This is a genomic window from Sphingopyxis soli (assembly GCF_018682675.1).
GTDB lineage: Bacteria > Pseudomonadota > Alphaproteobacteria > Sphingomonadales > Sphingomonadaceae > Sphingopyxis > Sphingopyxis soli.
Genome location: NZ_JAFMTR010000091.1, coordinates 12849 through 37067 on the forward strand (window position 1 = coordinate 12849; position 24219 = coordinate 37067).

Annotated in this window: 25 protein-coding genes and 2 tRNA genes; 9 read left to right on the top strand and 18 right to left on the bottom strand. The window is 67.0% G+C overall.

Annotated elements, in window-relative coordinates:
* Window positions 1–44: 44 nt before the first annotated feature.
* The 7 genes from J1N50_RS14000 to J1N50_RS14030 all read right to left on the bottom strand — a co-directional run bounded on the left by J1N50_RS14000 (window position 45) and on the right by J1N50_RS14030 (window position 4286).
* Window positions 45–932, bottom strand: coding sequence for a lysophospholipid acyltransferase family protein (locus J1N50_RS14000; RefSeq protein WP_215354605.1), 888 nt, complete (start codon window positions 930–932; stop codon window positions 45–47).
* Window positions 904–1326, bottom strand: coding sequence for a Fur family transcriptional regulator (locus J1N50_RS14005; protein ID WP_058457113.1), 423 nt, complete (start codon window positions 1324–1326; stop codon window positions 904–906). The genes J1N50_RS14000 and J1N50_RS14005 overlap by 29 nt, the downstream gene beginning before the upstream one ends.
* A gap of 122 nt (window positions 1327–1448) precedes the next feature.
* A complete protein-coding gene (locus tag J1N50_RS14010; protein WP_215354608.1) occupies window positions 1449–1880 on the bottom strand; it encodes a Ros/MucR family transcriptional regulator in 432 nt (143 codons plus the stop codon).
* A gap of 135 nt (window positions 1881–2015) precedes the next feature.
* On the bottom strand, window positions 2016–2477 hold the full coding sequence (locus tag J1N50_RS14015) for a GNAT family N-acetyltransferase (protein WP_246553522.1): 462 nt from the start codon (window positions 2475–2477) through the stop codon (window positions 2016–2018).
* Window positions 2474–3100 (bottom strand): tRNA (adenosine(37)-N6)-threonylcarbamoyltransferase complex dimerization subunit type 1 TsaB, encoded by a 627-nt coding sequence (gene tsaB / locus J1N50_RS14020; RefSeq protein WP_246553524.1) that lies wholly within the window; start codon window positions 3098–3100, stop codon window positions 2474–2476. The genes J1N50_RS14015 and tsaB overlap by 4 nt, the downstream gene beginning before the upstream one ends.
* Complete coding sequence (locus J1N50_RS14025; protein ID WP_215354614.1) at window positions 3093–3686, bottom strand: malonic semialdehyde reductase; 594 nt, start codon at window positions 3684–3686, stop codon at window positions 3093–3095. Before J1N50_RS14025 ends, tsaB begins: the two co-directional genes overlap by 8 nt.
* 21 nt (window positions 3687–3707) lie before the next feature.
* Complete coding sequence (locus J1N50_RS14030; RefSeq protein WP_215354617.1) at window positions 3708–4286, bottom strand: NifU family protein; 579 nt, start codon at window positions 4284–4286, stop codon at window positions 3708–3710.
* 62 nt (window positions 4287–4348) lie between these two features.
* Here J1N50_RS14030 and J1N50_RS14035 point away from each other — a divergent pair, with 62 nt between their 5' ends.
* A complete protein-coding gene (locus tag J1N50_RS14035) occupies window positions 4349–5221 on the top strand; it encodes a hypothetical protein (RefSeq protein WP_215354620.1) in 873 nt (290 codons plus the stop codon).
* Window positions 5222–5239: 18 nt separating this feature from the next.
* A tRNA-Thr gene (locus tag J1N50_RS14040) sits at window positions 5240–5315 on the top strand.
* Between the two features lie 5 nt (window positions 5316–5320).
* Here the strand turns inward: J1N50_RS14040 and pip are convergent.
* From pip to J1N50_RS14055, 3 genes are read right to left on the bottom strand one after another with little or no spacing between them, the layout of a single operon-like run.
* Window positions 5321–6412: a prolyl aminopeptidase gene (pip, locus tag J1N50_RS14045; RefSeq protein WP_215354622.1), complete on the bottom strand. Its 1092-nt coding sequence runs from the start codon at window positions 6410–6412 to the stop codon at window positions 5321–5323.
* A 14-nt stretch (window positions 6413–6426) separates the two neighbouring features.
* Window positions 6427–7131 (bottom strand): histidine utilization transcriptional repressor HutC, encoded by a 705-nt coding sequence (hutC, locus tag J1N50_RS14050; RefSeq protein ID WP_215354625.1) that lies wholly within the window; start codon window positions 7129–7131, stop codon window positions 6427–6429.
* A complete protein-coding gene (locus tag J1N50_RS14055; RefSeq protein WP_215354628.1) occupies window positions 7128–8483 on the bottom strand; it encodes a formimidoylglutamate deiminase in 1356 nt (451 codons plus the stop codon). Before J1N50_RS14055 ends, hutC begins: the two co-directional genes overlap by 4 nt.
* Window positions 8484–8569: 86 nt before the next feature.
* Between J1N50_RS14055 and hutI the strand changes: the two genes are divergently transcribed.
* From hutI to J1N50_RS14080, 5 genes are read left to right on the top strand one after another with little or no spacing between them, the layout of a single operon-like run.
* Window positions 8570–9769 carry an imidazolonepropionase gene (gene hutI / locus J1N50_RS14060; protein ID WP_215354630.1) on the top strand — a complete coding sequence of 400 codons (1200 nt, stop codon included), beginning with the start codon at window positions 8570–8572 and terminating at the stop codon, window positions 9767–9769.
* Window positions 9766–11295: a histidine ammonia-lyase gene (gene hutH / locus J1N50_RS14065; RefSeq protein ID WP_215354633.1), complete on the top strand. Its 1530-nt coding sequence runs from the start codon at window positions 9766–9768 to the stop codon at window positions 11293–11295. The genes hutI and hutH overlap by 4 nt, the downstream gene beginning before the upstream one ends.
* The gene (gene hutG / locus J1N50_RS14070) at window positions 11295–12095 is read left to right on the top strand and encodes an N-formylglutamate deformylase (protein WP_215354635.1); all 801 of its coding nucleotides are present in this window, start codon (window positions 11295–11297) and stop codon (window positions 12093–12095) included. Before hutH ends, hutG begins: the two co-directional genes overlap by 1 nt.
* Window positions 12095–13759: a urocanate hydratase gene (gene hutU, locus J1N50_RS14075; protein WP_215354638.1), complete on the top strand. Its 1665-nt coding sequence runs from the start codon at window positions 12095–12097 to the stop codon at window positions 13757–13759. The genes hutG and hutU overlap by 1 nt, the downstream gene beginning before the upstream one ends.
* Window positions 13759–14322, top strand: coding sequence for a HutD/Ves family protein (locus J1N50_RS14080; RefSeq protein WP_215354641.1), 564 nt, complete (start codon window positions 13759–13761; stop codon window positions 14320–14322). Before hutU ends, J1N50_RS14080 begins: the two co-directional genes overlap by 1 nt.
* On the opposite strand, the gene J1N50_RS14085 is transcribed toward J1N50_RS14080, so the two are convergent.
* Both J1N50_RS14085 and J1N50_RS14090 read right to left on the bottom strand, forming a co-directional pair.
* Window positions 14307–15941, bottom strand: coding sequence for a sulfatase-like hydrolase/transferase (locus J1N50_RS14085; RefSeq protein ID WP_215354645.1), 1635 nt, complete (start codon window positions 15939–15941; stop codon window positions 14307–14309). The two genes, J1N50_RS14080 and J1N50_RS14085, sit on opposite strands and share 16 nt — an antisense overlap.
* On the bottom strand, window positions 15938–16597 hold the full coding sequence (locus J1N50_RS14090) for a hypothetical protein (protein WP_215354647.1): 660 nt from the start codon (window positions 16595–16597) through the stop codon (window positions 15938–15940). Before J1N50_RS14090 ends, J1N50_RS14085 begins: the two co-directional genes overlap by 4 nt.
* Window positions 16598–16733: 136 nt before the next feature.
* Here J1N50_RS14090 and J1N50_RS14095 point away from each other — a divergent pair, with 136 nt between their 5' ends.
* On the top strand, window positions 16734–17351 hold the full coding sequence (locus tag J1N50_RS14095; protein ID WP_246553526.1) for a TetR/AcrR family transcriptional regulator: 618 nt from the start codon (window positions 16734–16736) through the stop codon (window positions 17349–17351).
* On the opposite strand, the gene J1N50_RS14100 is transcribed toward J1N50_RS14095, so the two are convergent.
* The 6 genes from J1N50_RS14100 to J1N50_RS14125 all read right to left on the bottom strand — a co-directional run bounded on the left by J1N50_RS14100 (window position 17348) and on the right by J1N50_RS14125 (window position 23562).
* Window positions 17348–19078, bottom strand: a complete 1731-nt coding sequence (locus J1N50_RS14100; protein WP_246553528.1) for an arylsulfatase — start codon at window positions 19076–19078, stop codon at window positions 17348–17350. The two genes, J1N50_RS14095 and J1N50_RS14100, sit on opposite strands and share 4 nt — an antisense overlap.
* 165 nt (window positions 19079–19243) lie before the next feature.
* Entirely contained in the window at window positions 19244–20035 is a 792-nt protein-coding gene (locus J1N50_RS14105; RefSeq protein WP_215354653.1) for an enoyl-CoA hydratase/isomerase family protein, read from the bottom strand.
* Window positions 20032–20808: an SDR family NAD(P)-dependent oxidoreductase gene (locus J1N50_RS14110; RefSeq protein ID WP_215354656.1), complete on the bottom strand. Its 777-nt coding sequence runs from the start codon at window positions 20806–20808 to the stop codon at window positions 20032–20034. Before J1N50_RS14110 ends, J1N50_RS14105 begins: the two co-directional genes overlap by 4 nt.
* A 248-nt stretch (window positions 20809–21056) precedes the next feature.
* Window positions 21057–22040 carry a formylglycine-generating enzyme family protein gene (locus J1N50_RS14115; protein ID WP_215354658.1) on the bottom strand — a complete coding sequence of 328 codons (984 nt, stop codon included), beginning with the start codon at window positions 22038–22040 and terminating at the stop codon, window positions 21057–21059.
* A 305-nt stretch (window positions 22041–22345) separates the two neighbouring features.
* A tRNA-Gln gene (locus tag J1N50_RS14120) sits at window positions 22346–22420 on the bottom strand.
* 56 nt (window positions 22421–22476) lie between these two features.
* On the bottom strand, window positions 22477–23562 hold the full coding sequence (locus J1N50_RS14125) for a branched-chain amino acid aminotransferase (protein ID WP_215354661.1): 1086 nt from the start codon (window positions 23560–23562) through the stop codon (window positions 22477–22479).
* 89 nt (window positions 23563–23651) lie between these two features.
* On the opposite strand from J1N50_RS14125, the gene J1N50_RS14130 reads away from it, so the two are divergent.
* On the top strand, window positions 23652–24161 hold the full coding sequence (locus J1N50_RS14130; protein ID WP_215354664.1) for a MarR family winged helix-turn-helix transcriptional regulator: 510 nt from the start codon (window positions 23652–23654) through the stop codon (window positions 24159–24161).
* Window positions 24162–24219: the final 58 nt, after the last annotated feature.

Consider the following 24219-nt stretch of genomic DNA (forward strand, 5'->3'; position numbering starts at 1 on the left):
CCCGATAGAGGAAGGAGCCGCGGAAATGAAGGGGATTCGACCCGTCATCCGTCGCCTTCCGGCGTGGCCGGCTGGTAGCGCACCGGCGCCACATGATGCGGAAAGGACCGGAGCGGCTTGCCGAGCGCGCCGACCAGCGCCTCCTCGATCCGGCGCCGCGCCTCGGCGGTGATCGCCTTGCGACCGGGGAAATCGCGCGGGTGGAAGGGTTCGAGGAAATGGATGTTCAGCCTGAATGTGCCCGGCCGCGCGAGGATGCGCCTGGCATTGTCGATGCCCTGCTCGACCCCGATCCAGCCGATCCATTCGGCAATCGGGCCGTAATCGAGCATCACCGGCTGGACCAGCACCGCGGGCGGCGGCGGATCGAGCACCTGCATCATCGAGGTCTTGAATGGCAGCAGCGACTGACCGTCGGTGGTCGTCCCCTCGGGAAAGACGGTCACCGACCAGTTGTCGGCCAGCGCCTCGCGCAACAGGTTGATCTGGTCGGCAACCCCGCCGCGATCTTCGCGGCTGACGAACACGGTGCGGTTGAGGCGGCAGAGCCAGCCGATCACCGGCACCCTCCCCAGTTCGGCCTTGGCGACGAAGGCGGTCCCGCTCGCACCCGCCAGCGCGAGGATATCGACCCAGCTCACATGGTTCGAGATGAAGAAGACGTCGCGGCGCAGCGGCGTCCCGTGCGTGGTCACGCGCGCCCCGACGATCCATGCGGCGAGGAACAGGAACAGCTTCGGGAACGGCGACCCGTAGCGGAAAATGCGATAGAGATAGTGGAGCGGCACCAGGACGACGAGCGTCAGGATCAGCAATAGCACCCGCAACAGGATGCGCGCCTTCCCCCTCAGCGAAATCGGTTCCGGATACCCCGCCGCAATCGCGGCGCGCTGTTCGGCCGGGTCAGTCCTTGCGGTCGAGCCGGACGCCATAAAGCTCCATGCGATGGTCGACGAGGCGGTAGCCCAGCCGCTCGGCGATGACGCGCTGCAACGCCTCGAGCTCGGGATCGACGAATTCGATGACCTTGCCGGTCTCGACATCGATCAGATGGTCGTGGTGCGCCTCGGGCGCCGCTTCGTAGCGCGAGCGGCCGTCACCGAAATCGTGGCGGTCGAGGATCCCTGCCTCTTCGAACAGGCGCACGGTGCGATAGACGGTCGCGATCGAAATGCCGCTGTCGATCTTCGACGCGCGCTCATAAAGCGTCTCGACGTCGGGATGATCCTCCGAATCCGAAATCACGCGCGCGATGACGCGGCGCTGTTCGGTGATGCGAAGCCCCTTTTCGTGGCACAATGCTTCAAGGTCGATGGTACCGGTCATGCGGGCCTTTCCTGCCGGGCGCAGTCGTTTCTGTTCTTGTGCCAACTGTATAGGCATGCACCGCAAATAGAACAAGGGCGGCACCCGCCGGTCCCGCTCCATCCGATTTCAAAGCCGGCGGATCAGACCTTGCGGCGCCTGCGTCCGCCGCCGCGCCCCTTGGTGCCGAGGCCGATTTCCTTCGCGAGCGCGCGGCGCTTTTCGGCATAGTTCGGTGCAACCATCGGATAGTCGGCGGGCAGACCCCACTTCGCGCGATAATCGTCGGGGGTCATCCCATAATGCGTCATCAGGTGGCGGCGCAGCATCTTGAGCTTCTTGCCGTCCTCGAGGCAGACGATGTGATCGGGCTTCACCGACGCACGGATCGACACCGCGGGGACGGGCTTTTCCTCGACGACGGGCTGACTGCCGAGGTTCGACAGCGCCGCATGGACATTGTTGATCAGCAGCGCGAGGTCCGAAATGGCGACGCTGTTGTTGCTGACATGCGCGGCAACAATATCGGCAGTCAACGTCACGAGCATTTCATTGGCATCTGCTTGATCCGACATGATCGTATTTTCCTTATCTGCTACCCCAAAAGAGAAGGATGCCGAATATTGGGCCTTGTCTTCGGCAATAGGCGATTCATGCCATTATGGTTATAATTCCGCAATCACCGATTTGCGGCTTACATCGTAGAATTGTCAGGATCGCCGCATCGTGATCGCGTCGCGCACCACGCCATCGCCGCCGCGGTAATAGTGGGGCCGGCGTCCGCATTCGGTAAAACCGGTGCGGGCGTATAAATGCACGGCATCATTGTCCGCGCGCATTTCAAGGAAATAGTCGTCGGCGCCCTGCTCTTCGGCCCAGGCCAGCCAATCGTCGATGAGCCGCTTGCCGATCCCCTGCCCGCGCCGGGCCGGATCGACCGCGAGCAACAGCAACTCGCTCTCCGGTCCTGCGACGCGTGCCGCCGAAAAGCCGCAGGGCGTATCGCCATCCCACGCGACCGCGACGCGCGCCGACGGCAGCGCGAAGAGAGTGAGGAGCTGCGCGGTGCTCCACGCTTCGCCATAGGCGGGGTCGAACGCCGCCTCCATCACGCGCATCACGGCGGCAATATCGCCGACGCGGGCGGGCGCAAGGCGAATGGCGCCGCTCATGTCGACGTCATCGGCTTGGCGTCGGGCGCGCGGCCGTAGATCGGGCTCGGTTCGGCGAACAGCGCCCCCGCCGGCAGGCGGACAAAGGCGCGGGCGTCGGGCAGCATCGAAACGGCGGTTCCCAAGCCGCGGCGCTCGACGAAGGCTGCGGCGCGGTTGCCGACGACCAGCGCATCGCCCTCGCGCACCGCCTCGTCGGGGAGGAGCGAACGGAGGTCGCCCCGCGGTTCAAGGTCGGCACCGAAGCGCTGGACGAACCATTGTCCATGGCCGCCCTCCATCACCACCAGCGCGCCGCCCGCCGCCGCGATGTCGTCGGCCGCAGCGGCCGCAACCAGCGCAAGGCTCGAAAAACCATGCACGGGCACCTGCCATCCAAGGGCCAGCGCGCGCGCCGCCGCGACGCCGATGCGCACCCCGGCGAAGCTTCCCGGCCCGCAACCGACCGCGATCGAAGCGGCACGCCCGCCGTCCGCCAACTCGGCAATCAGCGGGACAAGCCGCTCGGCATGGCCGCGGCCCAATAGCTCGTGGCGAAAATCGGCGACGACGCCGTCATCGACCAGCGCGACCGAACAGGCCTCGCTGGCGCTGTCGATGACGAGGCATCGGCCGTCAGGCAATGCGGTTGAAGCGCTCAAAATCGGGGCGCGGGCTGCGCTCGAAGATGCTCGCGGGGTCGCCATAGCCGAGCGTCGAGATGAAATTGCTCTTCACCTTGGGCGTGTCGGCAAAGAAGGCCGCGTCGACCGCTTCGTTGTTGAAGCCTGACATCGGCCCGGTGTCGAGCCCGAGCGCACGCGCCGCGAGGATGAAATAGGCGCCCTGCAGGCTCGAGTTGCGGAAGGCGGTCGCGTGGGCGAGCGCTTCGTTGCCGACGAACCAGCTCCGCGCATCGGTGTGCGGAAAGAGTTCGGGCAGATGCTCGTAGAATTCGGTGTCCATCGCGATGATCGCGGTGACCGGCGCTTTCAGGATCTTTTCGGCGTTCGCGGGCAAAGCGAGCGCGGCGAGCTTTTCCTTCGCCTGCCGGGACACGCACCAGACGATCCGCGCCGGCAGCGCGTTGGCGCTGGTCGGGCCATATTTCACCAGATCCCAGATCGCACGCAGCTGGTCTTCGGACACCGGCCTGTCGAGATAGCCGTTATAGGTGCGCGCGGTACGAAACAGCTGGTCGAGGGCGCTGTCGGATAGCGGCTCGCTCATCGGCTTGATCTCCTGAAACGGTTAGACGGCGTGAACCGCCGTTACCTCCGGCACATAATGTTTCAAGAGCGATTCGATGCCGTTTTTGAGCGTCGCGGTCGATGACGGACAGCCGGCGCAGGCGCCCTGCATCTTGAGGTACACATTGCCCTTGTCGAAACCGCGATAGATGATGTCGCCACCATCGTTCGCGACCGCGGGGCGCACCCGCGTCTCGATCAGTTCCTTGATCTGGTCGATGATGTCGGCGTCGGCGGGATCGTCGGCGAACCCGCCCTCATCCTCGCCCGGGACGCTGAAGCCCGCGGCGCTCGCCGGGTGGAACAGCGGCATGTCGGCCAGGAAATGGTCCATCATGATGCCGAGCACGTCGGGCTTCGTATCGGCCCATTCGGCGCCCGGCGCGATCGTCACCGAGACGAAATCGCGCCCGAAGAACACCCCCGTCACATCGCCGAGCGTGAACAGCGCGCTCGCCAGCGGCGAGGCCTCGGCCTCTTCGGGACTCGCGAAATCGCGCGTTCCCGTCTCCATGACCGCGCGGCCGGGGAGAAATTTGAGCGTCGCCGGATTGGGCGTCGATTCGGTTTCGATCAGCATGGCGTGCATGTGGGACGCCGCGTCGCTTTGTGCAAGGCGCCATAGGGCGCTATGGCCGGTCGATGCGCCGCTTCACCCATTTCGCCGCCATCGACTGGTCGGGTGCGCGCGGCGAGCGGCAGCGCGGGATCGCGCTGGCAGTGGCGATCGGCGCGGGCGCGCCCGAACTCGTCCGCCCCGGCCATATCTGGTCGCGCGCCGAAATGCTGGGCTGGCTGTTGGACGTTGCTGCGGCGGGGACCGACATGCTGATCGGCTTCGATTTTTCGGCTGCCTTCGCTTTTGCCGATCATGGCGCCTATTTCCCCGACTGGAGCGAAAGCCCCGCCGACCTGCCCGAGCTGTGGGCGCTCGTCGAACGATTGTCGGCCCGCGATCCGCATTTCGGGATCGACGGTTTCCTGTCGCATCCCGAGGCGCGGCGGCATTTCCGCCATGCCAAGGGCGACGTCGGCGACCTGTTCGAGGGCGGCGCGGGTCGGCTGCGCCGGGTCGAACGCCATCAGCGCGACACGAAACAGGCGGCAAGCGTCAGCAATTTCAACCTCGTCGGAGCCGCGCAGGTCGGCAAGGCCAGCCTTGCGGGCATGCGCGTCCTGCACCGGCTGCGCGGGCTGCTGCCGCTCTGGCCGCTCGACCCGGTGCCCGCAGGGGGGCCATTGCTGGTCGAAATCTATACCAGCCTCGCCGCCCGCGCGGCGGGAATGGCGGCGGGACGGAGCAAGATCCGCGACGGCGCGGAGCTCGACGCAGCGCTCGCCGCGCTGGGTTCGCGCGGGACCGGCCTGTCCGGCCCGGTCAGCGACCATGCCGCCGACGCGCTGCTCGCCGCCGCGTGGCTGCGCGCGATCGCCGGCGACGCCGCACCCTGGTCGCCTGCGCCGCTGTCGAACGCGCTCGCCGCAACCGAAGGCTGGACCTTCGGCATAATTTGACGCAAAGGGCCGGGCAGCGCCGGCTTAGCTCAGTTGGTAGAGCAACCGCCTTGTAAGCGGTAGGTCGTCAGTTCGAGTCTGACAGCCGGCACCAGTCCCTCATCCAGCGATAGGCGGCAGTCCGTCCATGATCGCCGTCAGCGCGAGGGCATTCTCCCGCTCCATCGCGCTGTGCCCGGCGTTGGTGATGACGTAGGTTGCGGGTTCCGCCCCTGCACCGCGCAGCGCATCGACGAGGCGCGAGGCCTGCGTCAGCGGGCAGACCTGGTCGAAACGGCCATGGACGATATGCACCGGGATCGACGCAAGGGTCGCGGCGCCACCGAGCAGATGACCGGGCGCAAGGAACAGGTCGTTCGCGAAATAATGCGCCTCGATCTGCGCGAAGCAGAGCGCGAAATCGGCGTCGCCGAACTTGCCCGCCGCCGCATCCTCGGGGATCATGTTCGAAATCACCCCCTCCCACAGCGACCAGGTCAGCGCCGCGTGCAACTGCTTCGCGCGCTCCGCCTCGGTCGTCGGGACCATGTCGAAGATCGCCTTGTACGAAGCCATCACGTCGGCGCGCTCTTCGACGGTCAGCACCGACAACAGCTCGCCCCACTCGTCGGGATAGCTGATATAGGCGCCGGGCGCGGTCAACGCGTGCGGCGCCTGATGCCAGGTCGCGGCGTTGCCCTGATAGAGATAGCGAAGATCCTCCGACGCGCCGAGGAAGATGCCGCGCAGGATCAGGCTCGCGCAATGCTGCGGATATTCGATCGCATAGGCCATGGCGAGCGTCGAGCCCCAGCTGCCGCCGAAAACGTGCATCTTGCCCGCAATGCGAAGCGCATCGCGCAGCTTCTCGATATCGCCGATCAGGTCGGCGGTGGTGTTGTTGCGCAGCGCCGCCGCCGGACCCGCGGCAGCGACATTGGGCTCGCTCTTGCCGCAGCCGCGCTGGTCGAACAGGATCACGCGGTAGCGCGACAGGTCGAAGAATCGGGCCATGTCCGGGGCGCAGGCGCCGCCCGGCCCGCCGTGGAGGAACATCACCGGCTCGCCGTCGGCGGCGCCATACTCCTCCCAATAGAGGCGGTGCCCCGCCTCTGCGTCGACCTCCAGCCAGCCGCTGTTCGCCGCCTGCGCCGCGGGATAGATCCAGCCGTCGCCGATCTTGCTGCTGGTTTCGAGCCGCGAGAAATCCATCGTCTTGTCCTTTGTCAGGGGCGGAAGCGCGCGACGAGCGCATAGCGGTCGCCGGGATAGACCTGCCGCGCATAGGTGATGCGTTCCTCGCCGCGCCATGTCCAGCGTTCGAGCGCCATGCACGCCGCCCCCGCCGAAATCCCGAGCGCGACAAGCTCCTTGCCGCCCGCGTTGAACGCGGTGATCCGGTGCTCGGCCTCGGTCCAGGGAACGTGCGAGAGCAGCCACGACCCCGGCGGTTCGACCGCGAAATCGACCTCGGCAGCCTCGGGCACCGCGGCCAGATTGATCAGGCGCCGTTCGAGCGCGTAGGCGCGGCCGCCGGCGTGGTGGCGACACTCGAGCGCGAGAACCGAACCGCCGTCGATCTGGAGCAGGCGCTTGTCCTCTTCGCTCGCGACGCGGATTTCGCGCCGGTCGAGGTCGAGACGATAGCTTTCACCCTGCCCCGCCACCTCGTCGCGAATGTCGGGAATTTCGAGCGCGGCGCGCTGGACACGCGGGTGCGAGACAAAGGTGCCCGCGCGCCGCCGGCTCTCGATCAGCCCCGCCTCCATCAGCATCCGCAGCGCGCGGTTCACCGTCATCCGCGAACAGCCATAGGTCGCCATGAGTTGATGCTCATAGGGGATGCGCGTCCCCGGCGCCCATTCGCCCGACATGATCCGCGCCTCGATATCGCGGCGGATACGCGCGTGGATGGCGCCGCTTTCGGTCATGCGAGCAGCGCCCCGACCGCGGCGCGATAGCGCGCATCGATCGCCTCGCGCGCGACATGGCGCCCGCCCGCAACGCGCTTGACGCCGCCGCGCCAGACGCAATCGACAAGCCGCGCAGCGCCGCCGAAAATCCAGCTGTCGAGGATCGCGTCGCCGCTGCGCCCGGCGAATGTGGGATCGTCCGCCTTCAGGCTGACGATATCCGCTGCCTCGCCGACGCCAAGTCCCGCCGACGGTCGCCCGAGCGCCTGCCCGCCCCCCGTCAGCGCGCCGCGATAGAGGCTGGCCCCGGTCGACTGCCCTGCCCCACTCGCGAGCAAATTGCGTCCGCGATGCGAGAGGCGCTGGCCATATTCGAGCAGCCGCAGTTCGGCCGCCGCGTCGATCTCGACGTTCGAATCCGATCCGACCCCGAACCGCCCGCCCTCGGCCAGAAATTCGCGCGCAGGGAACAGCCCGTCGCCGAGGTTCGCTTCGGTGATCGGGCAAAGGCCGACGACCGCGCCGCTGCCGACAATTGCGCGCCGCTCGCCTTCGCTGATGTGGGTCGCGTGGACAAGGCACCAGTCGGCGCCGACATCGGCATGGTCGTAGAGCCATTCGACCGGCCGCGCGCCGCTCCACGCGAGGCAGGCTTCGACCTCGGGCAGTTGCTCGGCGATATGGATGTGGATCGGCGCGCCCGCCGCCATCGCCGTCACCTCGGCGAGTTCGCCGGCGGTCGCGGCGCGCAGGCTGTGCGGGGCAACGCCGACGACCGCGTCGTCCAGCCCCGACACCGCGTCGCGGCATCCGTCCAGCAACGCCGCGAACCCGTCGAGATCGTTGACGAAGCGCCGCTGGCCGTGCGTGGGCGCGGCGCCGCCGAAGCCCGAATGCGCATAGAAGACGGGAAGCAGCGTCAGCGCGATCCCGGTCTCTCCCGCCGCCGCCGCGATTGCCTGCGCCATCGTCGCGACACTGCCATAGGGACGGCCCTCAGGGTCGTGATGCAGATAGTGAAATTCGCCGACGCGCGCGAAGCCGCTCTCCAGCATCTCGGCATAGGCGAGCGCGGCGATCGCGTGCATCCCCTCGGGATCGAGCCGGTCGACGAAGCGGTACATCACCTCGCGCCACGTCCAGAAACTGTCGTCGCCGGTCCCCGCGCACTCGGCGAGGCCCGCCATTCCGCGCTGAAAGGCGTGGCTGTGCAGATCGGGGAGCGCCGGAAGCAGGATCGCATGGCGCTCGTCGCCCGGCGCTGCGTCCACCCCGATCTCGATCGAGGAAATCCGCCCGTTATCAAGGCCGAGGCGGACATTGTTCCGCCAACCTTCCGCCAGCCATGCCTGTTCGCACCAAAGCGCCATCGCACATCCCATCTGGACATCGTACCGCGTCTTCCATTAATGTATATACATAATTGAGTCGCCGTCAGCAAGCAGGAGAGGCTGGCATGAAGTGCGAAAGGCTCTGGACCAACGCCCGCCTTGCTACGATGCAGAGCGGCGTGCCCGGCCTCGGCGTCATCGAGCATGGCGCAGTCGGCATGGCGGCGGGAACGATCACCTATGCCGGGTCGATGGTCGATGCGCCGGCGGCGCGTGAGACGATCGATTGCGAGGGGCGCTGGATCACCCCCGGCCTGATCGATCCGCACACGCATCTGGTCTTCGCGGGCGACCGCATCGGCGAGTTCGAGATGCGCCAGCGGGGCGCCTCCTATGAAGAGATCGCGCGCGCCGGGGGCGGCATTGTGTCGACCGTCCACGCGACGCGCGCGGCGAGCGAGGCCGATCTGGTCGCGAGCGCCCTCCCCCGCCTCGACGCGCTGATCGCCGAGGGGGTGACCACCATCGAAATCAAGTCGGGGTACGGCCTCTCGGCGGAAGACGAGGCCAAGATGCTCCGCGCCGCCCGCATTCTCGGCGAGGTAAGGCCCGTGACGGTGCGCACGACCTTCCTCGGCGCCCACGCGCTGCCGCACGAATATGCGGACGATGCCGACGGCTATATCGACCTCGTCTGTCAGACAATGATGCCCGCGATCGCCGCGGCAGGGCTTGCCGACGCGGTCGATGCCTTTTGCGAGACTATCGGCTTCACCCCGGCGCAGACCGAACGTGTGTTCGCGGCGGCGAAGAAGCATGGCCTGCCCGTCAAGCTCCACGCCGAACAGCTTTCGAACCAGCATGGCGCCGCGCTCGCGGCGCGCCATGGCGCGCTGTCGGCCGATCATCTCGAACATCTCGATGATGCGGGGATTGCGGCGATGGCCGAGGCCGGGACGGTCGCGATGCTGCTTCCCGGCGCCTTTTATTTCCTCCGCGAAACCAGACTGCCACCGGTCGCCGCGCTGCGCACCGCGGGGGTACCGATCGCGCTCGCCACCGACTGCAACCCCGGCACCTCGCCGCTGACCTCGATCCTGCTGACGATGAACATGGCGGCGGTGCAGTTCGGGCTCACCGTCGAGGAATGCCTGCTCGGCGTGACGCGCCACGCGGCGCAGGCGCTGGGGATGCAGGAAATGGTCGGGACGCTCGAGGTCGGCAAGCATTGCGACCTCGCGATCTGGGACATCGAACGGCCCGCCGACCTCGTCGGCCGGATCGGCTTCAACCCGCTGCACACTCGAATCTGGATGGGACAATGAGCAAGATTATCATCCGCCCCGGCGCAACGACGCTGGCCGACTGGCGCGCAATCTACGAGGGCGCGACCGTTGCTCTCGATACCGGTGCGTGGGACGCCATCGACGCGAGCGCCGCCGCGGTCGCCCGGATCGTCGCCAAAGGCGCCCCGGTCTATGGCATCAACACCGGTTTCGGAAAGCTCGCCAGCGTGCGGATCGCCGAAGACGATCTGGCGACGCTCCAGCGCAATATCGTGCTCAGCCACGCCGCGGGCACCGGCGCGCCGTCGCCCGCGAAGGTCGTGCGACTGATGATGGCGCTGAAGCTCGCGAGCTTCGGTATGGGCGCCTCGGGCGTGCAGCGCACGACGGTCGCGATGCTCGAGGCGATGCTGGCGCAGGGACTGACCCCGGTCGTGCCGTCGCAGGGCTCGGTCGGGGCAAGCGGCGATCTGGCGCCGCTGTCGCATATGGCCGCCGCAATGATCGGCGTCGGCCAAATCGAGGTCGGCGGCAAGGCATTGTCAGCCGCCGACGCGCTCGCAGCGGCGGGGCTCGCGCCGCTCGACCTCGGCCCGAAGGAAGGCCTCGCGCTGCTCAACGGCACGCAATTTTCGACCGCCAACGCCCTCGCCGGCCTGTTCCGCGCCGAGACCGTCTTCCGCTCGGCGCTCGTCGCCGGCGCGCTCTCGACCGAGGCCGCCAAGGGCTCCGACGCGCCGTTCGATCCGCGCATCCACGCGCTGCGCGGTCATGCGGGCCAGCGCGAGGTCGGTGGCGCGCTGCGCACGCTGATGGCGGGATCGGCGATCCGCGCCTCACACGCGGAGGGCGATCCGCGCGTGCAGGATCCTTACTGCCTCCGCTGCCAGCCGCAGGTGATGGGCGCCGCGCTCGACCTGTTGCGGCAGGCGGGAACGACGCTCGGCATCGAAGCCAACGGCGTCTCGGACAATCCGCTGATCTTCGCCGAGACCGACGAGGCCTTGTCTGGCGGCAATTTCCATGCCGAGCCCGTCGCCTTCGCCGCCGACATGATTGCGCTGGCGCTGTGCGAAATCGGCTCGATATCCGAACGCCGCGTCGCGATGCTCGTCGATCCGGCGCTGTCGGGGCTTCCCGCCTTCCTGACCCCGCGCCCCGGGCTCAACTCGGGCTTCATGATCCCGCAGGTGACAGCCGCCGCACTGGTCAGCGAGAACAAGCAGCGCGCCTATCCCGCCAGCGTCGATTCGATCCCGACCAGCGCCAATCAGGAAGATCATGTCTCGATGGCCGCGCACGGCGCGCGCCGCCTGCTCGACATGGCCGACAATGCCAGCGCGGTGATCGGCATCGAACTGCTCGCGGCTTGCCAGGGCATCGATTTCCATGCACCGCTTACATCGAGCGATGCACTCGAGGCCGCGCGCGAGCATCTCCGCGCTGCGGTCCCGGCGCTCGAAGACGACCGGCATTTCCATCCCGACATGGAGGCCGCGACTGCGCTGATCCGCAGCGGCAGCCTCGTCGCGGCAGTGCCCGCCGACCTGCCGGGCGTCGGCTGATGGACTGGCTGCGCGTCCAGCGCGGCGACGCGCCGCTCGTCATCGCCTTCCCGCACGGCGGCACCGGGCTCGCGGGGCTCGACGAGCAGTTCGTGTCGCCCTGGCACGCGCGGATCGACACCGACTGGTGGATCGCCGATCTCTACGCCTTCGCTGCCGACATGGGCGCAACGCTGGTCGCGACCGATATCTCGCGCAGCGTGATCGACATGAACCGCGATCCCTCGGGCGCGTCGCTCTATCCGGGCCAGGCGACGACCGAACTCTGCCCGACGACGACCTTCGACGGCGATCCGCTCTATCGCTTCGACCAGCCCGATGAAGCGGAGATCATGCAGCGGCTCAATCTCTACCATCGCCCCTATCACGAGACGCTGACCGCCGAACTCGACCGCCTGAAATCCGCGCACGGCCGTGTCGTCCTCTACGACGCCCATTCGATCCGCAGCCATGTCCCGCGCCTGTTCGACGGCGAGCTGCCGCAATTCAACATCGGCACCAACGGCGGCGCGACCTCGGCCCCCGATCTCGAAACCATCGTCGCCAACATCTGCGCCGCGAGCGGGCACAGCCATGTCGTCAACGGCCGCTTCCGGGGCGGCTGGACGACGCGCCATTACGGCCGCCCCGAAGACGGCATCCACGCGATCCAGATGGAGCTCGCACAGCGCGGCTACATGGCCGAGCCCGAAGCGATCACCCACGCCAACTGGCCCTCCCCGCTGGCCCCCGATCCCGCGATCCGCCCCGTGCTGGAGCAGGTGATCGCCGCAACCCTCGATTTTGCGAAAGGACGATAATGACCCGTCTCGACAACAGCCGCGTGATCCGCCCCGCGACCGGCCCCGAAATTACTGCCAGAAGCTGGCTCACCGAAGCCCCGATGCGGATGCTGATGAACAATCTGCATCCCGATGTCGCCGAGGCGCCGCACGAACTCGTCGTCTATGGCGGGATCGGCCGCGCTGCGCGCGATTGGGAAAGCTATGACAAGATCGTCGAGACGCTGAAACGGCTCGAAGGCGACGAGACCTTGCTGATCCAGTCGGGCAAGCCGGTCGGCGTCTTCCGCACCCACGAGAATGCGCCGCGCGTCCTGCTCGCCAATTCGAACCTCGTCCCCGAGTGGGCGAATTGGGAGCATTTCCACGAGCTCGATAAAAAAGGCCTGATGATGTACGGCCAGATGACGGCCGGGAGCTGGATCTACATCGGCAGCCAGGGCATCGTGCAGGGCACTTACGAAACCTTCGCCGAGATGGGCCGCCAGCATTATGGCGGCGACCTCAAGGGCCGCTGGCTGCTTACCGCGGGGCTCGGCGGGATGGGCGGCGCGCAGCCGCTCGCGGCGGTGATGGCGGGCGCGAGCTGCCTCGCGATCGAATGCCAGCCGAGCCGCATCGAAATGCGCCTGCGCACCGGCTATCTCGACAAGCAGGCCTACAGCATCGATGAAGCCATCGCGATGATCGAGGCATCTCACGCCGAGGGCAAGCCGGTGTCGGTCGGCCTGCTTGGCAACGCCGCCGAGGTGCTGCCCGAGATGGTCCGCCGCGGCATTCGCCCCGACCTGCTCACCGACCAGACCTCGGCGCACGATCCGGTCAACGGCTACCTCCCCGCGGGCTGGAGCCTCGACGAGTGGTTTGCGAAGCGCGAAAGCGATCCCGCTGCCGTGTCGAAAGCCGCCAAGGCATCGATGGCGGTGCATGTGCGCGCAATGCTCGACCTGCAAGCCGCCGGCGTCCCGACCACCGACTATGGTAACAACATCCGCCAGATGGCAAAGGACGAGGGCGTCGAAAACGCCTTCGACTTCCCGGGCTTCGTCCCCGCCTATGTCCGACCGCTCTTCTGCCGCGGCATCGGCCCGTTCCGCTGGGCGGCGCTGTCGGGCGATCCCGAGGACATCTACAAGACCGACGCCAGGGTGAAGGAACTGCTGCCCGACAACCAGCATCTCCACAACTGGCTCGACATGGCGCGCGAGAAGATCAAGTTCCAGGGCCTGCCCGCGCGCATCTGCTGGGTCGGGCTCGGCGATCGCCACCGCCTCGGCCTCGCGTTCAACGAGATGGTCGCGTCGGGCGAGTTGAGCGCGCCGGTGGTGATCGGCCGCGACCATCTGGACTCGGGATCGGTCGCGAGCCCCAACCGCGAGACCGAGGCGATGCGCGATGGCAGCGACGCGGTCAGCGACTGGCCCTTGCTCAACGCCCTGCTCAACACCGCGTCGGGCGCGACCTGGGTCTCGCTCCACCACGGCGGCGGGGTCGGCATGGGCTATTCGCAGCACAGCGGCATGGTGATCGTCGCCGACGGCACCCCCGAGGCGGCGAAGCGGCTCGAACGCGTGCTGTGGAACGACCCCGCCAGCGGCGTGATGCGCCACGCCGACGCGGGTTACGACATCGCCCTCGACTGCGCGCGCGAGAAGGGACTGGACCTGCCCGGCATCCTCTGATGGCGGGCGGCAGACTCCTGCGTGCGAAGGACCGCGTCGCGCGGCCGTGGAAGAATGGCGGCGGGGTCACGCGCGATATCATGGTCTTTCCGGACGGCGCGGGCGACGCGGACTTCCTGTGGCGCGCGAGCATCGCGACGATAGAGAAAGCGGGACCCTTCTCGGCCTTTCCTGGCGTCGATCGCGCCTTCCTCCTGCTTCGCGGCGATTTGCTGATCGACGTGGGTGACCGGGGAGAGCAACGGCTTCACCCTGGATCGCCCGCGCTGCTGTTCGGCGGCGAGGAGGCCGTTCGCGCCAGGCCGCTTGGCGGCCCGTGCTCTGCGCTGAACATCATGACGCGGCGCGGGAGGGCTTCCGCAATCCTCGAACGATGGTCGGGGCCAAAGGCCGCGGACAGGCTGCTGCTGTTGGCGACCGGCACCGCCCCGGTCACCGTCGGCGCCGATACGATCCACCTGGCAAAGGACGACGCGCTGCTGATCGACCGGGCGGGGGACAGTCCGCCATCGGCAGACGCGCCGTTGGTGGCGGCCTTCATCCGCGATCAGTTGGTCCAGTAGATATAGTCCTGCCCGTCCTTCCACGGCGCGTTGAGCGGCACGTCGATGCGCACCGGCCCCTCGATCAGCCCCGGCCAGATCGGTTTCGCCATCCCCTTGTTCTGCGCCTCCAGCATCGCGCGAAGCTGCGCGACATGCACCGGATCGCTTGCCGACAGGTCGACCTGCTCGGTCGGGTCGTTGGCGAGATTGTACAGCCGTACCTTTTCGGGCCGCTTCGTCACCTGCAGCTTCCAGTCGCCCATGCGCACCGCGCGATAATCACCCGAGCGCCAGAACAGCGCCTGCCGCTTCGCCGGACCGCCAAGGATATTCTCGCTGTCGACGACGCGGTCGGTCGGCACCTTCGCGCCCGCCGCAGCGGCGATGGTCGAGAAGATGTCGATGTGCCCCGTCATGTCGGCGCGCGTCGATCCCGGTGCGATCGTCGCCGGCCAGCGCATGAAGAAGGGGGTGCGGATGCCGCCCTCGAAGAAGGTCGCCTTCCACCCGCGATAGGGTGCGTTGAGGTTCGGGATGCCGGTGTACCAGGCGCCGCCATTGTCGCTGGTGAAGATGACGAGGGTGTTGTCGTCGATCCCCGCTGCCTTCAGCTTGGCCATCACGTCGCCGATCCGCCGGTCGAGCTGCGCGATCATCGCGCCATAGACGCGCGTCTTATGGTCCTTGATCTGCGGCAGCTTCGCATAATCCTCCTTCGTCGCCTGCAGCGGCGTGTGCGGCGCGTTGAAGGCGAGATACATGAAAAAGGGCCGGTTCCTGTTCGCCTCGATCGCGGCAATCGCTTCGTCGGCGAAATAGTCGGTCATATGCCCCTTCGGTTGAAAGCGCTTGCTGCCGTTGAAGGTCACCGCGTGGCGGAGGTTCGCCCAGATGAAACGGTCGATCGGATCCCACGGCAGTTTCGCATTCACCGTATCCGGATCGTCCTCGGGCAGGAACATCGCGCCACCCGCAAGGATGGCAAGGCTCTCGTCGAAGCCCTGCGCCTGCGGCTGCAGCCCGGGCGCCTCGCCGAGATGCCATTTGCCGATATGGATCGTGTGATAGCCCGCCGCCTTCACCGCCTCGGCGATCGTGACTTCGCTCGCGGGCACGCCCATGTCCGGATAATCGGGGATGTCGGGGGTAATCAGCTCCTTGTGGAACACCGCCTTCAACGGCCCGACGCCGTCGCCATGGGCGAGGTTCTCCGAAAATTGCACGGGCACGGCGGTATATTCGAAGCCGAAGCGCGTCGCATAGCGCCCCGTCATCATCGCCGCGCGCGACGGCGAGCAGGTCGCGTTCGCGGCATAGGCGGTGGTGAAGTTCATGCCCTGCCGCGCGATCGCGTCGATGTTGGGGGTCTTGACGATCCCGCCGGCGACCCCGCCGCCGTTCAGGCTGATGTCGTTCCAGCCCATGTCGTCGACGACGATCAGGACGATGTTCGGCGGCCGCGTGCCCGCGGGCGCGGCCTTCGGTCCCTGCTGCCAGAGAACCGGACGATTGTCCTGCACCGGATCGCGCCAGTCCTGCAAAAGGCCGGGGAGACGGTATTTATTCTCCTGAAATGTCCAATAGCCGCCCGCGCCAACCAGCGCGACCAGCCCGAGCGCCAGCCATCTTTTCTTCATGCCGTCCCTCCCCAACCGAACGTCAGAACCGCGATGTGCGTCAGCGCGGCTGCAAGCATCAGCAACAGAAACATCGTCACGCGCGGGCTGGCGTAAAAGGCGACCTGCCGCTGGGTCGGGAAGGAGAATGTGCTCTCGATCCCCAGCGATTTATTCGGGTGCACTTCGCGAAACGCGGGATCGCTCGCCATGCGGACAAGATCGCGGCGGCTGCGGTAACGCATCGTGCCGACCAAGGACCAGCCGGGGTCTTCGGCGGTGTTCCACGCGTCGATATAGCCGCCGACCTTGCGCCCGACGAACAGCGGGTGCCCGCCGCGCGCGATGAGGCCGCGCACGAAGGGGTCCGAATAGCGCCGCAGCCACTCGCTCCCCTCGCGCGTCTCGCCGCTGGCGGGATCGGTGACCGGGCCGGGGCGCGTGCGCACGAGGTTGAGCATCACGAACTCGCGCCCGTCGTCCGCCTCGAGGAAGGCACGCAATCGCGCACTGTCGTTGCCGGTCTCGCCCATGCGCGGGCCCAGCGTCGCCAGGAAGGCGTCGATCTCGTCGCGCCGCAACGGGCGGCGCAGGCCATCATAGAAGGCCAGAAAGGCAAGCCAAAGCAGCAAAGCGCCGCCCCAAATCGCCGCGAAGAGCAGCCCCTGTCCGTCCATCTCCCACCCGCTGGTCTTGGTCAGAATATTATGGCACTATATGTGTCATTATATTGATGGACGCGCAAGATGGTTAGGGTCGGGACCCTGAACACGACTCTTGACCCGCTGTTCGAGCTGGTCCAGCGGAGGAGACATGGGCGACAGGGCCAAAATCGAACAGATCGTCGGCAAGGCCGAACCGCGCATCGACGGCCGGCGCGAGCGCGGCCGGTCGAACCACAAGCGCATCGTCGCCGCGATGATGGCGCTTATCGAAAACGGCGACCTGACCCCCAGCGCGGCGCGCGTCGCCGAAGAGGCGGGCGTCGGCCTGCGCACCGTGTTCCGTCACTTCGACGATATGGACGCGCTCTATCGCGAGATTTCGAAGATCGTCGGCGAGCGCATCTGGCCGGTCATCAGCGAAGCCTATCGCGGCCATGACTGGCGCATCAAGCTGCGCGATCTGACGCGTCGGCGCGCGCGGGTGTTCGAGATGATGCTGCCCTTCCGCCTCGCCGCGAACGTCAAAAGGTACCAGTCGCCCTATCTGATGGCGCAATATGGGCAGGTGGTGGCGCTGGAGCGCGAATTTGTTCTGCGCCTGCTGCCCGCCGCGGTGCGTGGCGACCGTTATTTCGTCGAGGCTCTGTGCTCGGCGCTGTCGTTCCAGAGCTGGCGCGCGATCCGGCAGGACCAGGCGCTGTCGGTCGAGGATGCGAGCGCAGTGGTCGAACGGACGGTCGAAGCGCTGGTCGCAAGCCTCGCCTAAACGCGCCGCCGCCGGCGGCGCCACCACAGCAGTCCGCCGATCGCAATCCCGATCCCGCCCGCCCATGTCGCGAAACGGATCAGGCGGGGCTTGCCCTGCCGTTCGAACGCATAGCGATTGATCTGCTCGTCGGCGGTATAGCCCGCGGGCATCTCCAGCACGCCGTTCGCCTTGGCATAGTTGGCATAGTCGGCGCGCATCGCGGCGAAGCGATCGGGCATCGCCGCCGACAGGTCGTTCGTCTCGCCGGGGTCGGCCTTGAGATTGAAGAGGCGCCATGTCCCGTCGCCGGTCGGCGCAAGGTTGCGCACCAGCTTGTAATCGCCACGGAACAGCGCGGCATTGCCCGACAGTTCATAGCCGAGCGGCGTGTCGCCATGGACGCTGCCCTCCGCGCCCGCCAGCATCGGCGCCAGACTGCGCCCGACGATGCTCTCGACCGGCCGGCCCTCCCACCTGCCCTGTTGCCCCGTCACTCCCGCGAGGTCGAGCAGGGTCGGCAATATGTCGGTGACATGCGCGAAGCCGTCGTTGATCGTTCCGGCGCGGATTTGCGGATGCCCCGGCCAGGCGATGATCAGCGGGACGCGCAGCCCGCCCTCGGATGCGGTGAACTTGTAACCCGACAGCGGCGAGGCCGTCGCGCTCGCCCAGCCGGGCCCGATCGCGCTGAAACTGCCACGTCGGCCGATATTCGCGGTCGAAGTGTCATATTTGCTGTTGAGGAACAGCCGGTTGATCGTCCGGTTGAACGGATCGGTCGGTTCGGGGCCATTGTCGGACAGGAAGACGAAAATCGTATTCTCATAATCGCCGGTGGCCTTGAGATGCGCGACCAGCCGACCGATCTCGCGGTCCATCGCGGTCGCCATACCGCCATAGGCCTGCATCACGCGGATCGCCGCCGCGCGTTCTTCTGCGTCGAGTTTCGCCCAGTCGGGCGTGGTCGCCATCGTCACCATCGGCGCGCCCGGCGGCATGATGCCGAGCGCCGCCGCGCGCTTTGCCCGCGCCTCGCGCAGTGCGGTCCAGCCATCCTTGTACATCGCGGCATAGCGCGCGATATCGCTGTCGGGCGCCTGGACCGGAATATGGTTGGCGAGGAAATTGACCGAAGCGAGGAAGGGTTTGCCGCTCGCGCGGTCGGCCTCGATGTAATCGATCATCTTCTGGACGACGAAATGCGACGAATAATAATCCCTGGGCAAGGTCGCGGGCTTGCCATTCTCCGTCCACGCCGCCGTCGCATACATGCCCTCGATCGGGCGCTGTTCGAAATTGTCGGCGCCCGCATCGGCGAGGCTGTAGGCGCGGTCATAGCCGCGTGCATGCGGCAGCCGCCTCGCATCGCTGCCGAGATGCCATTTTCCGGTCAGGTAGGTACGATATCCCGCCGCCTTCAGCAGCTGCGCGACCGTCACGACGCGGAAGTTCATCACTGTGTCGTAACCGGGCTTGCCGCGATGCGCGTCGGGAATCGTCTCGGGCATGTTGCCGAGCCCGTTGCGGTGATTCATCACCCCGGTCTGCAGCATCGCACGCGTCGGCGAGCAGGATCCGGCGACGTGAAAGTTCGAGAAGCGCATCCCGGCCATCGCGAGCGCGTCGATGTTCGGCGTCGCGATTTCGGCGCCGAACGAACCGACATCGCTGAACCCCCAGTCGTCGGCGAGCAGAATCACGATATTGGGATGGCGCGGCGGCGCCGGAGTGGCATGGACTACCATCGGCGCCGCCGCGAGCAGGGCAGCTGAAACGACACTGGCAGCGTATCCGGACCTGCCTTTGCGACCCGGCACCCCTCTGGCCCGGACAGGCACCGCCATTGCTTCTCTCCCCGCCTTTATATTGGCACTTGATATGTCAATATATCGGGGAGTCAATGGGCCGATCTAGCGTTCGCGATATTCAGGCGCGCGCTTTTCGAGGAAGGCGGCCAGCGCCTCGCGATGGTCTTCGGTCGCCGCAAGGATCACCTGTTGCCGGTCCTCGATCGCCATCGCGGCATCAAGGCTTTGCGCGTCGATATTGAGGTTCAGCGCCTGCTTCGACAGCCGCAATCCATGGGGACTTGTCGCCAGCATCTCGTCGGCGAGCGCCAGCCCGCGATCCAGCAGCACGTCCGGTTCGACAATCTCGCTGACCAGCCCCGCGCGCAGCGCCCGTTCGGCGTCGATGAAGCGCCCGGTCAGGATCATCTCCGAGGCGAGGCTCGCCCCGACGAGACGCGGCAGGAAATAGCTCGACGCCATGTCGCAGCCGCCAAGCCCGATGCGGATATAGGCGGCGTTGCAGCGGAAATCCGGCGTCGCATAGCGCACGTCCGACGCCAGCAGCAGCGACAGGCCGCCGCCCGCCGCGGCGCCATGGCCGAGCGCGATGATCGGTTGCGGACAGGCGCGCATCTTGCGGTAGATGTTGCCGATGCTCGTCTGGGTGCGGAGCGTGCGCAGCACCGGCGTCTCGTCGCCCGACCGGTCCTCCTGGATATCGAGGCCCGCGCAGAAGCCGCGTCCCGCCCCACGGAGAATCACGACGCGCACCTCGCCGCGGCCGGCGAGCCCGCCAAAATAGGCGTTGAGTTCGTCGACCAGGCCCCCGTTCAGCGCGTTGAGGCGCTCTGGGCGGTTGAGCGTCGCGATCTCGATCGCCCCGCGCGCCTCGATCAGCAGTTCGCCGCTCAAAGCGTCTGTCCGTCGTCGACGGTGATCACGGTGCCGGTGATCCCGAGCGCCGCGTCCGAGCAGAGCATGAGCAGCGGCGCGTGCAGGTCGCTCGGCGGCCGCGTCCGCTGACGCGGGAAGCTCTTGACCATCTGCGCCCCGACCTCGCTTTCGAAAAGCACGGCGGTCATTTCGGATTCGAAATAGCCGGGCTGGATCACATTGACGCTGATCCCGCGCCGCGCCCATTCGCGCGCCAGCGCCTTGCCCAGATGCCGCACCGCCGCCTTGGTCGCGCCATAGACCGAGGTCGCGGGGAACACCTTGTCCGCGGTGATCGATCCGATGATGACGATGCGTCCGTTCTGCTTGTCGCGGCTACCCGCAGCGTCGAGCCGCTTCGCGCCCTCGGTGACTGTCAGGAAGACGCCGCGGACGTTCGCCGCCAACAGCCCGTCAACATCCTCGACGCTCAGCCCGAACGCCATTTTTTCGGTTGCGACGCCCGCGTTGGCGATGATCGTGTCGACCGTACCGAACGCGGCTTCGGCGGCATCGTAAGCCGCTTTCGTCGACGCTTCGTCGGTCACGTCGAGGCTGACGGCGATCGCCTGCCCGCCGACCGCCTCGATCTCAGCCACCTGTTCGGCGAGCCGGTCGGCGCGGCGCGCCGCGAGAACCACCTTGGCCCCCGCCGCCGCGAGCACCTTGGCAAAGCCGGCGCCGAGGCCCGACGAGGCGCCGGTGACGAGCGCGACGCGCCCTGTAAGGTCAAAACTGATTTGCGGCGTCATTCCCCATTCCCTTCTTCTGCGTTCGCCGCCGCTAGGCAGCAAAGTGCCGTCGCCGTCAACCTGTTCGCGGGCCGTCCCGCCCTGTTGACAAAGCAACTATGTTCACCTATTGTTCTCATCGTGCACAAACAACCTGTTCCCCCGTCGCGGCCGCCAAGCGCGGCGGACGGGGGATAAAGGCGCGATATTTCGGATCGCCCTTCCTGTCGCCAGCATCGTGAGCGCCGCGCGGACCGGCCTGCCCGGCATCAGCTGGCCGGCGCCTTGTCATAGACCAGGCGGAAGCCGACATTGCTGGTACCCATCCCGGGATCGCGCCCCTGCCGCGAGGCGGGACGATAGCGCTGGCAATAATTCGGGGCGCACAGATAGCTGCCGCCCTTTACCGTGCGCGATGGCATCCCCGGATTGAGCGGGTCATAGGCGCTGCCCTCGTCCGGCCCTTTCGGGTCGTCGCTGTCCTTCGGGTCGTGACCCGGACGGAAGAAATCGGCCGTCACTTCCCAGACATTGCCGACCATGTCGTACAGGCCGTTGGCGTTCGGCTTGTAGCAGCCGACGGGCGCAATCCCCTTGAAGCCGTCGCTTTCGGCATTGTAGTTGGGGAAGGCGCCCTGCCAGCTGTTCGCCTCCTCGGGCTGGACATTCTTCGACCGCTCACCCGCGCTCGCGGCATATTCCCATTCGGCTTCGGTCGGAATGCGCCCCCCCGCCCATTTCGCATAGGCGATCATGTCATCCCACGCGAGATGGACGACCGGCTCGTTCGGCGCCTGATCGGGGCCCTGCGGCCCGTAGGGCTTTTTCCAGTTCGCGCCGGGGACATATTTCCACCAGTCGGTGTAGCGGTTCGACGGAAAGTCGGGGGGCGTGAAGACCGCCGATCCCGGCTTCAGCATGTCGGGCGGAATCCGGTCGGCGGGGACCTTGAACTGTTTGGGATCGACGGGCTTCTCGGCGACCGTGACATAGCCGGTCGCTTTCACAAACGCCGCAAACTGGCGGTTCGTCACCTCGTGCGGGTCGATCCAGAAGCCGCGGACCGTCGTCCTCCGCACCGGCCCTTCCTCGTCATAGACATCATCCTCGCCCATATCGAAGGTGCCGCCCGCCAGCTTCACGGGCGTATCGGCGATTCCGGGGCATTGCCGCGAGGCACCGGCCACCACCGCGGTCTTTTCGCCCGGCGCACCGTCGTTGCAGGCGGCAAGCGCGAGCAGCGACAGCGCCATGCCCGGCGTTCCGATGGACAGGGAAAATCGTCGGAGCATCGAATTCGCCATCGCCAAACCTTGATCGAGTTGCCGCAGCAAGCGAAGCTGAACGCCCCGCGCGCACCGGTCAATGGGCGGATGCCCAAAATCGATCGCAGCGCACGACAACGACAGGTCGCGCCGTCAAAGGCCGAACCGGGATGCGCGATGCGTTTCCCGGCCGGCCTTGCGCCGGGCAGGCCCGGGTCGCGCCCGGCGTCCGCGTTTTGACGTCGTCAGGTGAAACGCCCTGGGGGCTAACGGGCGCTCGTAAAAACACCGGCTGGCTGGGGCGGCAGGATTCGAACCTGCGCATGGCGGTACCAAAAACCGCTGCCGTACCGCTTGGCTACGCCCCAACGCGCCGGTGCGACGCGCGCTCTAGAACGCGCGGTCGCCGATTGCAAGGCAGCCCTTAGAGCCGCGTGACCCAGCCATGAGGGTCGGGCGCGAGGCCGCGCTGGATGCCGACCAGCTTGTCCTTCAGCGTCGTCGTGACCTGCCCGGGACCGCCTGCGCCGATGGTGAAGCTCGCTTGCCCACGCGTCACCTTGCCGACCGGGGTCACCACCGCGGCGGTGCCGCAGGCGAAGCTTTCGGTCAGCCGACCGCTTGTCGCATCGGCCTGCCACTGGTCGATCGAATAGGGCTCCTCGCGCACCGCCAGGCCGGCGTCCTTCGCCAGCGTGATGATCGCATCGCGGGTGATGCCGGGCAGGATCGTGCCGGTCAGGGGCGGGGTGACGATGCTGCCGTCGTCGAACACGAAGAACATGTTCATGCCCCCCAGTTCCTCGATCCAGCGATGTTCGGCGGCGTCGAGGAAGACGACCTGGTCGTGCCCCTTGGCGATCGCTTCCCGCTGTGCGATCAGGCTCGCGGCATAGTTGCCGCCGCATTTGGCGGCGCCGGTGCCGCCCGGCGCAGCGCGCGTATAATCCTCCGACACCCACAGCGACACCGCGGGGGCGCCCGACTTGAAATAATTGCCGACCGGCGAGACGATGACGAGGAAATGATATTCCGACGCTGGCTTGACGCCCAGGAACACCTCGCTCGCATACATGAACGGGCGGAGGTACAGCGCGCCGCCATCGACCGGCGGAAACCAGTCCGCGTCGGCCTCGACCGCCGCCTTCACCGCGCCGATGAACAGGTCCTCGGGCATTTCGGCCATCGCCATCCGCCGCGCGCTGGCGTTGAAGCGTGCGGCATTTGCCTCGACGCGGAACAGCGCCATCGAGCCGTCATCGAGCCGGTATGCCTTCAGCCCTTCGAAGATTTCCTGCGCATAATGCAGCACCGCCGTCGCCGGATCGAGCAGCAGCGGCCCGCGCGGCATCACCTGCGCATCGTGCCAGCCCTTCGCGTCCGAATAGCGGATCGAGACCATATGATCGGTGAAGACACGCCCGAAAACCGGATCGGCAATCGCCGCCGCGCGTACGTCGTCCGCCGTCGGATTGGGGTGCGGCAGGCGGGCAAAAGCGGGAGCAAGCATGGCAGAACCTTGTGATCTGGGACGTGACTCGGGGGCGAAATATGCGCGCCTCTTGCCAAAGAGGCGCCGCGCGCGCAACGGTAGTCGCCATGCCGGATGAAAATTTTCTTTCACAAGTTCCCGCTGCTTCTGCCCTTTTCTTGCGCGAAGAGGAAGTGCGTCGCGGGATCGAATATCTGTTTTTCGGTCATGGCGCGCTATGGCGCGCGACCGACGCGCGGCTGGCCGAAAACGGGCTGGGCCGGGCGCATTACCGCGCGCTCTACTTCATTGCGCGCGCGCCGGGGCTCACGATCTCCGACCTGCTCGGCCTGCTCGGGATCACCAAACAATCGCTCGGCCGTGTCGTGAAGGAGCTTGAGGCGCGCGATTTCCTCGCGACGCGCCCGGGCAACCGCGACCGCCGGCAGAAGGAGCTACGCTTGACCGCCGCCGGTCGCGCGGTCGAAGCTGCGATCTTCCAGCCGCTGCGCGACGCGATGAGCCGCGCCTATACCCACGCGGGGCAGCAGGCGGTCACCGGCTTCTGGCACGTCAACGAAGCGCTGATGACGCCGCGCGACCGCGCCCGCGCTGCGAAGCTGGGGACCGAAAACTAGGTCACCGACTCATTATGCCGCAACCAAATCCTGATTGATGCGAGCTGGATGGAAGCGA